The organism is Stenotrophomonas riyadhensis, assembly GCF_040256885.1.
Taxonomy (GTDB): domain Bacteria; phylum Pseudomonadota; class Gammaproteobacteria; order Xanthomonadales; family Xanthomonadaceae; genus Stenotrophomonas; species Stenotrophomonas riyadhensis.
On record NZ_CP155568.1, the window covers coordinates 4,666,015 to 4,680,014 of the forward strand.

The 14,000-nt window shown below is 69.1% G+C and carries 10 protein-coding genes; 6 read left to right on the top strand and 4 right to left on the bottom strand.

What is annotated here, in order from left to right; genetic code table 11:
* Positions 1 to 82: 82 nt before the first annotated feature.
* From recD to recC, 3 genes are read right to left on the bottom strand one after another with little or no spacing between them, the layout of a single operon-like run.
* Positions 83 to 1,963 carry an exodeoxyribonuclease V subunit alpha gene (gene recD / locus SriyCCGPB3_RS21415; RefSeq protein ID WP_164161479.1) on the bottom strand — a complete coding sequence of 627 codons (1,881 nt, stop codon included), beginning with the start codon at positions 1,961 to 1,963 and terminating at the stop codon, positions 83 to 85.
* On the bottom strand, positions 1,960 to 5,640 hold the full coding sequence (gene recB / locus SriyCCGPB3_RS21420; protein ID WP_350259711.1) for an exodeoxyribonuclease V subunit beta: 3,681 nt from the start codon (positions 5,638 to 5,640) through the stop codon (positions 1,960 to 1,962). The genes recD and recB overlap by 4 nt, the downstream gene beginning before the upstream one ends.
* Positions 5,637 to 8,984, bottom strand: coding sequence for an exodeoxyribonuclease V subunit gamma (gene recC, locus SriyCCGPB3_RS21425; protein ID WP_180846570.1), 3,348 nt, complete (start codon positions 8,982 to 8,984; stop codon positions 5,637 to 5,639). The genes recB and recC overlap by 4 nt, the downstream gene beginning before the upstream one ends.
* 189 nt (positions 8,985 to 9,173) lie before the next feature.
* Between recC and SriyCCGPB3_RS21430 the strand changes: the two genes are divergently transcribed.
* From SriyCCGPB3_RS21430 to SriyCCGPB3_RS21455, 6 genes are read left to right on the top strand one after another with little or no spacing between them, the layout of a single operon-like run.
* The gene (locus SriyCCGPB3_RS21430; protein ID WP_164161477.1) at positions 9,174 to 9,962 is read left to right on the top strand and encodes an ABC transporter ATP-binding protein; all 789 of its coding nucleotides are present in this window, start codon (positions 9,174 to 9,176) and stop codon (positions 9,960 to 9,962) included.
* Positions 9,962 to 10,711: an MlaE family lipid ABC transporter permease subunit gene (locus tag SriyCCGPB3_RS21435; protein WP_005414955.1), complete on the top strand. Its 750-nt coding sequence runs from the start codon at positions 9,962 to 9,964 to the stop codon at positions 10,709 to 10,711. The genes SriyCCGPB3_RS21430 and SriyCCGPB3_RS21435 overlap by 1 nt, the downstream gene beginning before the upstream one ends.
* A 59-nt stretch (positions 10,712 to 10,770) precedes the next feature.
* The gene (gene mlaD, locus SriyCCGPB3_RS21440) at positions 10,771 to 11,295 is read left to right on the top strand and encodes an outer membrane lipid asymmetry maintenance protein MlaD (RefSeq protein ID WP_071228680.1); all 525 of its coding nucleotides are present in this window, start codon (positions 10,771 to 10,773) and stop codon (positions 11,293 to 11,295) included.
* A complete protein-coding gene (locus SriyCCGPB3_RS21445; protein WP_088028135.1) occupies positions 11,292 to 11,954 on the top strand; it encodes an MlaC/ttg2D family ABC transporter substrate-binding protein in 663 nt (220 codons plus the stop codon). Before mlaD ends, SriyCCGPB3_RS21445 begins: the two co-directional genes overlap by 4 nt.
* Positions 11,944 to 12,255: an STAS domain-containing protein gene (locus SriyCCGPB3_RS21450; protein ID WP_008266246.1), complete on the top strand. Its 312-nt coding sequence runs from the start codon at positions 11,944 to 11,946 to the stop codon at positions 12,253 to 12,255. Before SriyCCGPB3_RS21445 ends, SriyCCGPB3_RS21450 begins: the two co-directional genes overlap by 11 nt.
* Before the next feature lies 1 nt (position 12,256).
* Complete coding sequence (locus SriyCCGPB3_RS21455; protein ID WP_180854310.1) at positions 12,257 to 13,273, top strand: MlaA family lipoprotein; 1,017 nt, start codon at positions 12,257 to 12,259, stop codon at positions 13,271 to 13,273.
* A 107-nt stretch (positions 13,274 to 13,380) separates the two neighbouring features.
* On the opposite strand, the gene SriyCCGPB3_RS21460 is transcribed toward SriyCCGPB3_RS21455, so the two are convergent.
* Positions 13,381 to 13,926 (bottom strand): glutathione peroxidase, encoded by a 546-nt coding sequence (locus tag SriyCCGPB3_RS21460; protein ID WP_110714216.1) that lies wholly within the window; start codon positions 13,924 to 13,926, stop codon positions 13,381 to 13,383.
* Positions 13,927 to 14,000: the final 74 nt, after the last annotated feature.

The window sequence follows — 14,000 nt, forward strand, 5'->3', positions numbered from 1 at the left end:
GGAGGGCTCTGACCCGGAGCATGCGTGCCTCGGCGACGAGGGTCAGAGCCCGCTCCCGTTGGGAACGGGATCCGACCCCGTTTCAGAACAACGTGCCCTGCACCGTGGGCTGTTCAATGCGCGCCGGTGCTTCGGCCACTGCTTCCGCACCCAGCCGCCAGGCCAGACCACCCAAGCGGCTGGCGTGGCGCTTCAATGCGGCCTGCAGCACATCGGCGCTGCCGGCCACATGCAGCACCTGGCGGGCGCGGGTCAGGCCGGTGTAGACCAGTTCGCGCGACAGCACGCGGCTGTCCTGGCGCGGCAGCTGCAGCCACACTTCGTCGAACTCCGAACCCTGCGCCTTGTGCACGGTCATCGCGAAGGCGCTTTCGTGCGCGGGCAGTGCCGCCGGGTGGAAGGCGCGCGGCTGGTCAACGGTATCTCCTGGGAACCAGGCCACCATCGCGCCGCTGCCATCGCGCAGGCAGATGCCGATATCGCCGTTGAACAGGCGATGACGGTAGCTGTTCTCGGTGACCAGCAGCAGCCGGCCCTGGAAATAGCCCGGCGCATTGCCGGCCAGCAGCTGTTCAATGCGGCTGTTGAGCCCGCGTGCGCCCTGCGGGCCTTCGCGCAGTGCGGTCAGCACGCGCAGGCGTCCGGCCTGCTGCAGGGCGAGTACCGGATCGGCGGCGTCGGCCAGCGCGCGCCAGTGGCCCAGCAGGTGCTCGCGCTGGCCACGCAACGGGTCGGCTTCGCCTTCGTGGAAGTGCACGCCGGCCAGTTCACCACTGCGCAGCAGCTGCAGCGCGGTGCTGCTGTCGCCCTCGCGCACGGCATGGGCCAGCGGTGCCAGGTCCAGCGCATTGCTCTGCCGGTAGCCGCGCTGCAGCTGTACGCGACGGCCGGCGAAGGCGCGTGGTGCGGCCTGTGGCTGCAAGGTGGCCGGCGCCAGCAGGCCGTGCAGCGCCTGCGCGTCGTCGGCACGGGTGCCGATGCCGTCGCCGCTGGCACGCAGGATCGCGCTGAGCACATCACCGGCCTCGACCGACGGCAGCTGGTCGGGATCGCCGAGCAGGATCAACCGGGTGCCGCTGGCGATCGCATCGACCAGCTTGGCCATCATCGGCAGATCGATCATCGAGGCTTCGTCGACTACGACCACGTCCACCGGCAGCGGATTGTCGGCGTGGTGACGGAAGCGCGGTGAATCGGGAATCACCCCGAGCAGGCGATGCAGGGTGGTGCCGGTACTGGGCAGCGCCGCGCACAGCGCCGGGTCCAGTCCTTGTTCCTGCAGGCGCTGCACAGCCACACGCAGGCTCTCGGCCATGCGCTCGGCGGCGCGCCCGGTGGGCGCGGCCAATGCCACCTCAGGCAGCGGCTGGCCGGCGTGCCCGGCCTGCGCGGCCAGCAGCAGCAACAGGCGCGCGATGGTGGTGGTCTTGCCGGTGCCGGGGCCGCCGGTGACCAGTGCCAGCGGATGGCGCAGGGTCACGCCGGCAGCGCGTGCCTGGTGATCCTCGCTGCCCGATGCCTGCGGGAACAGCCGCGCGAACAACGGTGCCAGTGCCGCCATATCCGGCGCCGGCAGCGGATGCCGGCCGATACGCTGCAGGCCGGCCGCCAGCTGACGCTCGTACTCGCGGTAGCGGCGCAGGTAGAGCAGGCCGTTTTCCAGCACCAGCGGCGCATCCTCGGCGATGGCATCGGCCTGCTCGGGTGTCGCGACCCACGGCGATGCGCGCAACTGTGCCAGCCAGTCCTGTGCGGCAGGCCACTCGGATACGCCTTCCAGCAACCGCTGCGGTTGCGCCGGATCGAACGCAGCATGGCCTTGCGATACCGCCAGCGACGCAAGCGCGGCCGCCAGCGCCACGCTCTCGGGCGTGTCGTCGCGCAGCCGCTGCAGGCTGGTCGCCAGTGCATGGTCGAGGGTGCGCAGCAGGCCCTTCTGGTGCAGTTCCTTCAGCAGGCTCATGCACTGGCTCCACGGGCACGCGCGGCCAGTTCGGCCTGGGCCTGTTCGCCACCGGCGAACAACGCATCCAGGGCATCCACCAGCGCCAACGGGAAGCGGTCCACATGCACACCGTTGCCGGCGGCATCCAGGCCGCGGCAGAACAGGTAGCGGATGCCGCCCATGTCGCGCTCGTAGTCGTAGGCCGCACCCAGGCGGAAACGCAGCCAGCGATGCAGGGCCACGGTGTAGATCAGTGCCTGCAGGTCGTACTCGCTGTGGCGCATGGCAATGGCCAGCAGGTCCGGGCTGTAACCGGGCAGACGGTTGGACTTGTAGTCGAGCACGTACCAGCGCCCGTCGCGCACGTAGGTCAAGTCGATCATGCCGGTCATCAGCCCTTCCAACCGGCGGCGCTGGCCGAAGCCGCGTCGCGTGCTGGAAACACCGTGCGCATGCAGCACCTGCAGCAGCGCCGGCACCGTGGTCGGCTCGATGGCGAAATGGAAGTCGATTTCCGCGCGACGCTCGCCTTCACCCAGGCTGTGCAGCGCGCCGCCTTCGGGTAGCGGCACGGTAAGCGTGTGGCCGACCAGCGGCACCAGTACGGCCACGCCATCGTCCAGATCGACGTCGGCATAGCCTTCGTCGTGCAGTGCCTTGCGCAGCACCTCGGCCTGGCCCTCAGGGGCTTGCAGACCTGGCTGCCAGTCACCCCATGCGGCGAAGTCGACGTTCTCCATCGCTTCGTGCAGCACGTTGCCGAAGCGACTGCCCATGAAGCGCGGGTCGACCGGTGTGCTGTCTTCGGCCGCCGCGGCGGGTTCCGGCAGTGCCGGTTCCAGCGGCAGTTCCGGGCCGACCGGTTCATCGGCGGCGGGCGCCGGCAGCTCGGTAGCGGCGGCTTCGATATCACTGTCAGCGCCCGCATCGGCATGCGCCAGCTGGGTGAAGCTGTACACCCACCAGTCGTGCGGGACGCGCCGGGTCAGGGCACGCACCGCCGGAAGGTCACCTTCCACTTCGGCCGCCAGCTGCGGCAGCGCGGCCGCTGTCTCGCTGTCATCGATGTGCACGTCGGCATGCGCGCGCAGCGCCTGCAGGTCGCCCAGCAACGGCGCCAGCCGTGTCCTGCCGAGCCCGGCCAGATCACCCACGGCGATCCACAACGCGTGTTCGGCACGGGTCAGGCCGACATACAGCAGGCGCGCATCCTCGGCGCGCTGCTCGCGCTCACGTTGGCTGCTGGCCGCTTCCCAGGCCTCATCCTTGTCCAGCTTCCAGTGCAGCTGGCGCTGGCCGCCGACGTGCACGGTGCAGTGCGAGGCGGTGTTCGGTGCGCCGCCGTCGATGCCGACGAAGGGCAGGAACACCAGCGGGTACTCCAGGCCCTTGCTCTTGTGCAGGGTGATGATCTGCACGCGGCGCGCATCCGATTCCAGGCGCAGCAGCTGCTGCTCGTCATCCTGGTCGGCGCTGGCCATCTGCCCCTGCAGCCAGTCCAGCAGGCCATGCATGCCCAGCGCCTGCGCCGAGGCTTCCTGCAGGAGTTCACCCAGCTGCAGGTAATTGGTCAGGCGGCGCTCGCCATCGATCAGCGCCAGCAGGCGTTCGCCCTGCGCGGCACAGACATCGGCGATCACCGCGAACGGTCCACCGCGCTGCCAGCGCTCGCGCCAGTGCAGCAGCTGCGCCTGGAACTCGCGTTGCAGGTCGCCCTCGCGCTCCATCGCGGCGATCGCACTTGCCCGCTGGCCAAGCAGCACGGTGGCCAGCACCGCACGCAGGCGGCCTTCGTCGGCCGGTTGCAGCAGCGCCAGCAGCAGCGCGCGCAGATCACGCGCTTCGCTGGTGGCGAACAGGCTCTGCTTGCCGGCCGCCACGGCGGGAATGCCGACCGCGGCCAGCGCGCGCTGCACCAGCGTCGCCTCGCGATGCGAGCGCACCAGCACCGCGATGTCACCGGGCTGCACCGGGCGCCCACGCAACACGGCATTGCCCGCACGCGCCTCGACCAGGATCTGGTGAATCGCAGCCACGCAGGCCTGGGTCGCGGCCTCACGCGAGGCGTCGGCGCTCATCGCCTTGTCACCGCCACTGCGCAGCACGCGCAGGGTAAGTGCCGTGGCGGCATGGCCGTCGCGCTGGTAGTCCTCGTCGATGCGCACGCCACCGGGCCGCACCGGCTCGAACTGGATGTCGCGCTCGAGGAAGGCGTCTTCGCCACCGTTGTCGTACAGCGCCTGCAACGCGCGCAATACAGCCGGTCGCGAGCGGAAGTTCTGGTCCAGCACCGGCGCCTGCTGCGCCACCTGCTTGGCCTTCAGGTAGGTGTGGATATCACCGCCGCGGAAACCGTAGATCGCCTGCTTGGGGTCGCCGATCAGGAACAGCGCCGGCGCCAGGCCGAGTTCGCGCACCTCCGGCGAATCGCCGAACACGGTGTGGAAGATGCCCCACTGGCGATCGTCGGTGTCCTGGAACTCATCGACCAGCGCGATGCGGTACTGCGCACGCAGTTGCTTGACCAGCATCAGCCGCTGCGGGCCTTCCAGGGCGAGCGCTACGCCATCGATCAGATCATCGTAGGTCTGTACCCGGCGCGCGCGCTTCAGCGCCTGCAGGCGCTGCGTGGCTTCGGCGCGAAGCGTGTGCAGGAAATTCAGCGCGGTACCACGCAACCAGGCATCGCGTTCGGCCAGCAGCGCGACATAGCGCGCCAACGGCGCCTGCAATGGCGACGACGGCGTGCGGTCGGGGAACTTCTTGTTGGTCTTGTCGGCCAGCACCTCCGGCAGCAGCGCCGGCAGGCGCTCGCCGGCCAGCAGCTCGCGCGGGTCGGCGCGCTCGGCCCAGGCCAGCAGCTGGCGGCCCAGAGGGTGCAGCCAGCCCAGCTTGTAGGACACGCCATTGATCCACTTGTTGTCGACGGCATCGCAGAGGTCGATGAAGAACTGCTCGCCATGTTCGCGCACGCTTGCGGACAGTGCCTCGGCCGCGCTCTGCAGCGCCGCGTGTGGATCAGCCAACGTCACCGGCTGTGGCAACGGGTGCAGTGGCGGCGTGCCCAGCAGCGCGCGCAGATCGGCGGCCAGCGCGTCCGGGTTGGACCACAACCAGGTCAGCGGCTCCAATGTGGCCGGGTCATTGGCATGCACCCGCCACAGATCAGCGGCCAGCTCCTCCAGCAGTTCACGATCGCTGGCCAGCAGTTCCGGCGGATCAAAGGTGTGGCCGCTTTCCAGCGCATGCTCGCGCAGCACGCGGGTGCAGAAGCCGTGGATGGTGAAGATGGACGCCAGGTCGATTTCGTCGGCAGCCACCTGCAGGCGGCGCTTCAGTGCAGCGGCGCTCTCGGAGCCGCCCTGCAGATGACGCTGCAGCACGTCGCGGGTCAATCTCGCGTCGGGTGCTTCACCCTCGGCCGGTTCCAGATCGACCAGGCGCGCGGCCAACGCCAGGCGCTCACGGATGCGCTTGCGCAGTTCCTGGGTGGCAGCGTCGGTGAAGGTCACCGCCAGGATCTGGCCGATGCGCAGGCCCTGCTCCACCACCAGGCGGGTGAACAGCGTCGCCAGGGTGAAGGTCTTGCCGGTACCGGCGCTGGCCTCGATCAGGCGGATGCCATCCAGCGGCAGGGCCAGGTAGGGATCGCCCGCCATGCGCTGGGTTTCCTCATCTGCGATGGCGGGGGTCATGCGCTGCCCTCCTGGCTGGTGTCGGCGCCAAGGGCGCGGCCTTCACGCACCGCACTGAAGACCAGCTGGCTGTTGCGCAGCAGGTCGGCATAGCTGGCGTCGGTGGCAAACGGGTCGGCACCGCGCAACAGCAGCTGCCAGGCGTCGCTGCTGGATTCGCCCCAGCTGCGGTCGCTGCCATGCCACTGCTTCCAGCCTTCGCTGCGTTGTTTTTCTGCCGGCGCGTTGTACAGCACCCAGCCGGTGTACGGGGCAAAGCGCAGCGGCTCGCGCAGGCCACGCTGGCGCAGCTGCAGCAGTGCACGCAGTGCGGCGCGTGCAGCGGGAGCGCTCAGTGCCGGCAGCACATGCGGGCCGGGACCGGCGTCACCGCCATCGTGGAACTGCACCAGCGGCAGCGCATCGCCGGCGGCGTTGGCCAGCAGCCAGTCCAGGCCCTGGCGGATCACCGCATTGCCATTGAGGGTACCGGCGCGCAGGCGCACCAGGCCCTCGGGATGCCGATCGGCCACGCGGCCATGCAGGCGCACGCCGTCGATGTCCACTTCGTAGCGACGGCTTTCCAGCGGTTCGCCCTGCATCCAGCCCAGCAACGCACTGGCATACGGACGGGTCTTCAACTGCTCCACCTCGAACTGGCGCTCGCCCAATGGGCCCGACGGCAGCAGGCCACGCGCGCGCAGCCGCGGGTACAACGGCTCGGTATCGCCGCTGAGCGTGGCGCGCACCACCGCCGCCTGTACGCTGCGCTTCTCCGGCCCGCGCGAGGACAGCACCAGCGGTTCCAGGTCATCGACGTCCTCGACATCGTCGGCCAGGCGCAGGCCCAGCGACTGTGCGAGGAACTGCCCGGCCGGGTCGCACAGGAAGCGGCGCAGGGTATCGAGTGCGACGTCGTCTTCCACCGCATCGTCGAGCGGCGGCGGCAAGGGGGCATCGAACCACGGCTGCAGGCCCCCACGCTGGCCGGTGAGGCGACCGGCGGCCGGATGCCATTGGCGGCGATAGCTGAAGCGGCGTGGATCGCCGTCACCGAACGCGGCTGGCGAGAACGGCTGCAGTGCGTGGCGCACGGTGAAGTCGCGGACCGCCGCAGGCGGATCGAGGTGATACGCGGCGGCGGCATCGATCAGTTCACTGACCAGCACCGACGGCTCGCGCACGCTGCCATCGCGCGGATCGGCACCGAGGTAGCTGAGGTAGAACACCTCCTGCGCGGCGGCGAACAGCTGCAGGAACAGGAAACGATCGTCTTCGCGGGTGGAGCGGTCGCCCGGACGGCGGCGCGGCGTGTCCAGCTCGGCGGTGAGCTGGTTGAGACCGGCCGCCGGGTCACGGCGCGGGAAATCGCCATCATTGAGACCGAGCACGCAGATCACCCGGAACGGCAGCAGGCGCATCGGCACCATGCGGCCGAAGCTGATGCCACCGGTCAGCAGCGGTGCGCGCGTATCCGCCTCGCCCAGTGCTCCGGCGAAGTGCGCGCGCACCACCTCCGGCGGCACCCCGTCCGCGAAACCGGCCTTGGCGGCATCATCGGCGAACTGGTTGAGCAGCTTGCGCAGGCGCTCCAGCGCGCGCTGGCTGTTGGGCGAGCTGGGCGCAGTCGGCAGCAGCGCGTCCAGCAGCGACAGCAGGCGTTGCCGCCACTGCGCCGGGGTCAGCAGCTCACCGAGGCGGCGCTGGTAGACCGCCAGTACGCGCAACAGGCGCAGCAGCCGGTCCAGCGCTTCCAATGCGCCGCCCTCCAGCTCGATCCACGGTGCGACACCGGCCAGATCGGCCTCGCTGCCGGTCGCGTGACCGAGCACCAGGCGATCCAGCGCGAACTGCCAGGTGTAGGCGTCGTCGGCCGGTGCCTGGTGCTGGTTGCGGTGCTTCGCATCCAGGCCCCAGCGTGCGCCCGCCTGCTGCAACCAGCCATGCAGGCGATCGAAGTCCACCGCTTCCAGACCGGCCGCTTCGGCCAGCGGTGCACTGGCCAGCAGGTCCAGCACTTCGTTCAAGCCGAAGCGCGAGACCGGCAGGCCCAGCAGGTGCACGAACACATCGGCCAGCGGTTCACCGGCCAGCGGGCTGCTGTCGGCCAGCGCATAGGGGATGTGCTCCTCCTCGCCACCACGGCCGCCGAACACCGCCTCCAGGTATGGCACGTAGGGATCGATGTCCGGCGCCAGCACCGCGATCTCGCGCGCCTGCAGCGGCGGGTCGAAGCGCGGGTCCTGCAGCAGGCTGCGCAGCTGGTCGTGCAGCACCTGCAGTTCGCGCAGGCGGGTATGGCAGGCGTGTACCTGCAGGCTGGGGTCGTCGCTGCGCAGCCCGTCACGCAGCTCGCCGAAGGGCAGTGCGCGGCGATGGAACAGGTCACGCTGCAGGCGATGCAGCAGGCTGTCGGACAGGCCGCCTTCATCCAGGCTCGGGCGGGTGTCCTCCTCCGGATCGGAATAGGCGGCGATCTCGCCAGCAGGGTGCACCACCTCGTAGCTGCCCAGCACCGCCATGAAGTCGCGGCCGGCTGCGCCCCAGGCTTCCAGCAGGCGGTTTTCGCCGGCTGCTTCGCCGAAGGGATCGGGCGCGCCGCTGCGCAGGCGCTCGGCCAGTGTCTGCAGGTCACCCCAGTACGACTGCACCGGGGTGGGCATATAGAAATGCAGCTCGCCCACCCGCGCCTGGGTGGCCATCACCCGCAGCACGTCGGGCGAGATGTTGAGCGTCGCGAACGCAGACATGCGCGGCGGCAAGCCCTGTGGCAACGGCTGGCCGGCCCCTTCGAAACGGTCCAGGTATTCCTGGATGCGGCGCGCGCGATAGTCGTGGCCGTGGGTGATGGTGCGCCACAGGATCGCCTGCGGATCGGCCGGATCGGCACCGGCCGCCCAGCGCAGCAGCCAATCGCGGCGCCAGGCCTGGTACTTCTCGAACACCGAGGCCAGCTCGCCGGCCAGCGCCCACGGCTTCAATGCGTCATCGCCGGCAAGATAGGACTGCAGCGCGCGCATCGGTGGCTGCGCCAGCAACGCCGGGTCGCGCAGGGCCTGGTACAGCTTCCAGTGCAGGCCGGCCGCGTCCAGGTCGTCCTGCTCGCCGCTGACGTTGGCCTTCAATGCGCGGGCCACGAACTCGCCCGGGGTCAGGAATTCGAGGTTGGCGGCGACGCCGAATTCCGCGGCCAGTGTCGCTTGCAGCCAGCGGCGCATCGCCACCTGCGGGATCAGCACCACTTCCGGCGCCAGCAGTGGCTGCCCAGGTACGGGCGCGCGCACGTTGCGTGCCAGCAGCGCGGCCAGCACGTCCAGGGAATTGGAATGGTAGAGGCGGAAATCGCTGCCTGGGTCACTCATCATGCACAGTGTGCAGGACGGCAGGCAGTATTCAATGGTTGGCCCGCCAGCGGTACGGATTGTTCCGGGATGCCGGCCGATTGTCCCGGCCTGCGCCAGGACGTGTCGTGCAACAATACTGCACCGTCCAGTCTGCTTATGTTCAGCCGGCTGGCCCGATCCTTCGATGTCTAAAAAACGTTAATGGTGCCCATGTCGGCTTCCACCTCCAGTCTGGTGCAGTTATCCAACGTCCGCATCGACCGGAGCGGGCGCACGATCCTGCGCGACGTGTCGCTGCAGGTGCCCAAGGGCAGCATCACCGCCGTGCTCGGTCCATCCGGCAGCGGCAAGTCGACCCTGCTGGCGGCGCTGACCGGCGAACTGCGCCCGGTCGCTGGCGAGGTCACCCTGTTCGGCAAACCGATCCCGCATGACAGCGCCGCGCTGCTTGAAATGCGCAAGAGCGTGGGCGTGCTGCTGCAGGGCAATGGGCTGCTGACCGACCTGACCGTGGCGGAGAACGTCGCGCTGCCGCTGCGCACGCACACCCGCCTGCCGGCCGCCGTGCTGCGCCGGCTGGTGCAGATGAAGCTGCATGCGGTGGGCCTGCTGGCCGCCGCCGACGCCTGGCCGCGCGAGCTGTCCGGTGGCATGGCGCGCCGCGTGGCGCTGGCCCGCGCACTGGCACTGGACCCGCCGCTGATGATCTACGACGAGCCGCTGACCGGGCTGGACCCGATCGCCTCCGGCGTGATCATGAGCCTGATCCAGCGCCTCAACCACAGCCTGGGCCTGACCAGCATCATCGTCAGCCACCACGTGCACGAGACCCTGCCGATCTGCGACCAGGTGATCGCGATCGCCAATGGCGGCATCGTGTTCCAGGGCACGCCCGAGGCGCTGCAGTCCAGCCAGGACCCGCTGCTGCGGCAGTTCCTGCACGGCCAGCCCGATGGCCCCATCCCGTTCGATGCCGCGCCGCGCGCGAGGGTCGCCTGATGCCGTTCGTCCAAGCCACCCGCTCGCTGGGTCGCGCCGGCCTGTTCTCGCTGACCGTGCTGCGCGGTTCGCTGCCAACCCGTGATTTCCTGGCCGAGCTGACCCGCGAGATCTACAAGATCGGTGCGCGCTCGTTGCCGATCATCGCCGTCGGCGGTGCCTTCGTCGGCCTGGTGCTGACCCTGCAGGGCTACCGCACGCTGACCACCTTCGGTGCGGCCGACGCGCTGTCGACCCTGCTCGGGCTGTCGCTGTACCGCGAGCTGGCGCCGGTGCTGACCGCGCTGCTGTTCATCGGCCGCGCCGGCAGTTCGATCGCCGCCGAACTCGGCCTGATGCGTGCCACCGACCAGATCAAGGCGCTTGAGCTGATGGCGATCGACCCGGTGGCCAAGGCGGTGGCGCCGCGCTTCTGGGCGGCGGTGCTGACCGTGCCGCTGCTGACCGGCATCTTCTGTTCGCTGGCGATCAGTGCCAGCTACTTCGAAGCGGTGCACGTGCTGGGCCTGGACAACGGCGTGTTCTGGTCGGCGCTGCGCAACAGCGTGGACTTCTGGGACGACTTCGGCGTGGCAATGCTGAAGTCGGCGATCTTCGGCGGCACTGCCGCGCTGGTTGCCGCCTATGTGGGTTTCCACGCCGAGCCCACCATTGAAGGCACTTCGGTGGCGACCACCCGTGCGGTGGTCAATGCTTCGCTGCTGGTGCTGATGTTCAACTTCGTGCTGTCGGCAATGTTGTTCACCTAACCCCTCCACCGGCGGTGCGCAGGCGCGCGCGGCCACAACGACTCGATCAGGTAATCCACATGGCCATCCGCGGTCCCAGACTCGAATTTTCCGTCGGCGCGTTCCTGTTGCTGGCCCTGGCCTCGCTGATGGTGCTGGCCGTGGCCTCGACCAACCAGCGCTGGAGCTGGGGCAGCGAAGGCTACGAGCTGAAGGCACGCTTCTCCCAGGTCGGCCAGCTGCGCAAGCAGGCGCCGGTGAAGATCGGCGGCGTCACTGTCGGCCAGGTCGCCGCGATCGATCTGGACCCGGTGAAGTTCGAGTCCATCGTCACCCTGCGCATGGACAACAAGGTCAAGGACCTGCCGGCGGATACCTCGGCCGGCATCTTCACCAGTGGTTTGCTCGGCGAGAGCTATATCGGTCTGCAGCCGGGCGGTGATCCGGACGTGCTGAAGGCCGGCGACGAGATCGTCTTCACCCAGCCGGCGGTGGACCTGATCCAGCTGGTCGGCAAGTACATGTTCAGTGGCGGCGCCGGTGGCGGCGCTGCTCAGAAGCCCAACGATGGCGCGCAGGCGCCTGCAACGGAACCGCAACCATGAAGATGAAACTGATCCCGGCCCTGCTCGCCTCGGCGCTGCTGGCAGCCACTCCGTTCCTGGCCCAGGCACAGGCCGCCGCTCCCGCCGCTGCCGCGACGCAGGGCCAGGCCGGCAAGGTGGTGATCGATGCCAGCAGCCGCATCCTGTCCACGCTGCAGCAGCGCAAGAGCGAGTTCACCAGCAACCCGGCCAGCCTGCGCAGCTACATCGACAGCGAGCTGACCCGCACCTTCGATCGCGACTACGCCGCGCGCCTGGTGCTGGGCCCGCACGCCCGTGGCGCCTCCGACGCCGACATCAAGCTGTTCGCCGATGCCATGGCCGACAGCCTGATGCAGCGCTACGGCTCGACCCTGCTCAACATCCAGGGCAAGCCGAGCTTCCGCCTGAAGGGTGAAAGCCCGCTGCCGGGCAACCGCGGCGTGCGCGTAAGCACCGAGCTGGTCCGCGCCGGCAACGAGCCGACCCCGGTCGAGTACTGGATGCGCAACGTGAACGGCCAGTGGAAGATCTTCGACGTCAACATCGAAGGCATCTCCTACGTACAGACCTTCCGCAACCAGTTCGACACCCCGCTGCGCCAGAAGGGCATCAAGCAGGTGGCCACCGAGCTGCACAGCGGCAGCATGCAGGCCGGGCCCGCGGGCAATGGCAAGTAACGCACTGGCATTGCTGGAAGGCGACACCCTGCGCCTGCGCGGGGTGCTCGACCGTGCCGCGGTGATCGCACTGTGGCCACAGCTGCAGGCGCTGCCGGCACAGCTGGCACGACTGGAACTGGGCGAGGTCGAGCGCGTGGACAGCGCCGGCCTGGCCCTGCTGGCCGAACTGGCGGCACGTGCACGCAAGGCCGGCCATCCGCTGGCGATCTCCGGCGCACCGGCCGGTTACAACGAGCTGAGCGCGGCCTACCGGCTGTCGCCCGACCTGGATTTCAACGCTACTTCTGCTGCGAGCTGACATGAACGTCGTACGCACTCTCCCCCTGATCGTCCTGGCCACCGCCCTGACCGCCTGTGCCGGCAAGCCCGCGCGCAGCGATGCGCCGGCGGCCAGCACCGTGGTCCCGGCCAGTGCCGCAACCGAGGCCCCGGCCGTGGTCGCCGACACCGGCACGGTTGACGCTGCACCGGTCGCCCCGGTGGCCAATCCGCCGGCCGCCACTGCATCTGCACCCGCCCCTGCGGCGGTCAGTGCCGAGGCTGACGCGGCGAAGACCGCAGCCGCCACCGCACCCGGCGGTGACGACGACTTCGATGCCCTCTACGGCGGTGCCGGCAACACCGGTAGTGCAGCGGCCTACGACCCGTGGGAACCGTTCAACCGCAAGGTGCACACGTTCAACAACGCGGTCGACCGTGGTATCGCCCGTCCGCTGGCCACCGCCTATACCCACGTGGTGCCACGCTTCGCGCGTACCGGCGTCAGCAACTTCTTCAGCAACCTGCGCGCACCGGTGACGATCACCAACCAGCTGCTGCAGGGCCGCGGTGCCGATGCCTGGGACAGCCTTGGCCGCTTCCTGATGAACAGCACCCTGGGTATCGGTGGCCTGTTCGATCCGGCCAGCAAGGCGATGGTGCCGCGTCGCAATGAAGACTTCGGCCAGACCCTGGGTGTCTGGGGCTGGCGTCGCTCGCGTTACGTGGAACTGCCGTTCTTCGGCCCGCGTACGGTGCGCGATGTGTTTGGCCTGGCCGGCGACATCCCGCTGTCGCCGATGCGCCGCATCGAGGAAGACAAGATCCGCATCGGCCTGCAGGGCCTGCAGTTGGTCGACACCCGCGCACAGCTGCTGGCGATCGACGACCTGCGTGACACCGCCGTGGACGAATACTCGCTGGTACGCGATGCGTGGATGCAGCGCCGCAACTACCAGATCGAGAACGATCTGCGCAGCAAGCGCGACCGTGGCCACGACGATGCCAATTCGCCGATCCCGGTCGATGCGATGCCGATGCCGCAGTGGACGCACTGAGTCCGGTCTGCAGCGCATGAAAAACCCCGCCAAGGCGGGGTTTTTCTTTTGTGGCCCTTAAGGGGGTCGGAGCCCTTTCCAAAGGAAAGGGCTCCGACCCCGACCGATCAGGCAGCCAGCGCTGCCTCGATGGCTTCGCGCAGGCGCGCGTCATCGGCAGCCACGTCGGGGGCAAAACGCGCGATGACCTTGCCGTCGCGGCCGACCAGGAACTTCTCGAAGTTCCACAGCACCGCCGGCGCCGGATGGATCGGAATTTCCTTGCTGGCCAGGCGCTCGCGCAGCGGGCCTTCGCCAATCGACTGCGGCTGCGCGGCGGTCAGCTGCTGGTACAGCGGGTGGGTGTCGTCACCGGCCACGCTGATCTTGGAGAACAGCGGGAAGCTGACGTCGTAGGTGAGCTGGCAGAACTGCTGGATCTCCGCCTCGCTGCCCGGTTCCTGGCCGAGGAAGTTGTTGGCGGGGAAGCCCAGCACTTCCAGGCCCTGTGCGTGCTTTTCCGCATACAGCGCCTGCAGGCCTTCGTACTGCGGGGTCAGGCCACACTTGGAGGCGACGTTGACCAGCAGCAACACCTTGCCCTGGTAGTCGGCAAGCGAGGACGGCTGGCCGTCGATGGTGGTGAGGGAAATGTCCTGGATCGAAGTGCTCACGCGGGGGCTCCGGCAACAGCGGGGAATGGCCCACCAGCATAGCGCCGCGCGATGCCGGTAGTGCCGGCCGCTGG

Coding starts and splice junctions, on each gene's coding strand:
- recD (WP_164161479.1), bottom strand. CDS start 1,963: ATGAGCCTGCTGAAGGAACTGCACCAGAAGGGCCTGCTGCGCACCCTC.
- recB (WP_350259711.1), bottom strand. CDS start 5,640: ATGACCCCCGCCATCGCAGATGAGGAAACCCAGCGCATGGCGGGCGAT.
- recC (WP_180846570.1), bottom strand. CDS start 8,984: ATGATGAGTGACCCAGGCAGCGATTTCCGCCTCTACCATTCCAATTCC.
- SriyCCGPB3_RS21430 (WP_164161477.1), top strand. CDS start 9,174: ATGTCGGCTTCCACCTCCAGTCTGGTGCAGTTATCCAACGTCCGCATC.
- SriyCCGPB3_RS21435 (WP_005414955.1), top strand. CDS start 9,962: ATGCCGTTCGTCCAAGCCACCCGCTCGCTGGGTCGCGCCGGCCTGTTC.
- mlaD (WP_071228680.1), top strand. CDS start 10,771: ATGGCCATCCGCGGTCCCAGACTCGAATTTTCCGTCGGCGCGTTCCTG.
- SriyCCGPB3_RS21445 (WP_088028135.1), top strand. CDS start 11,292: ATGAAGATGAAACTGATCCCGGCCCTGCTCGCCTCGGCGCTGCTGGCA.
- SriyCCGPB3_RS21450 (WP_008266246.1), top strand. CDS start 11,944: ATGGCAAGTAACGCACTGGCATTGCTGGAAGGCGACACCCTGCGCCTG.
- SriyCCGPB3_RS21455 (WP_180854310.1), top strand. CDS start 12,257: ATGAACGTCGTACGCACTCTCCCCCTGATCGTCCTGGCCACCGCCCTG.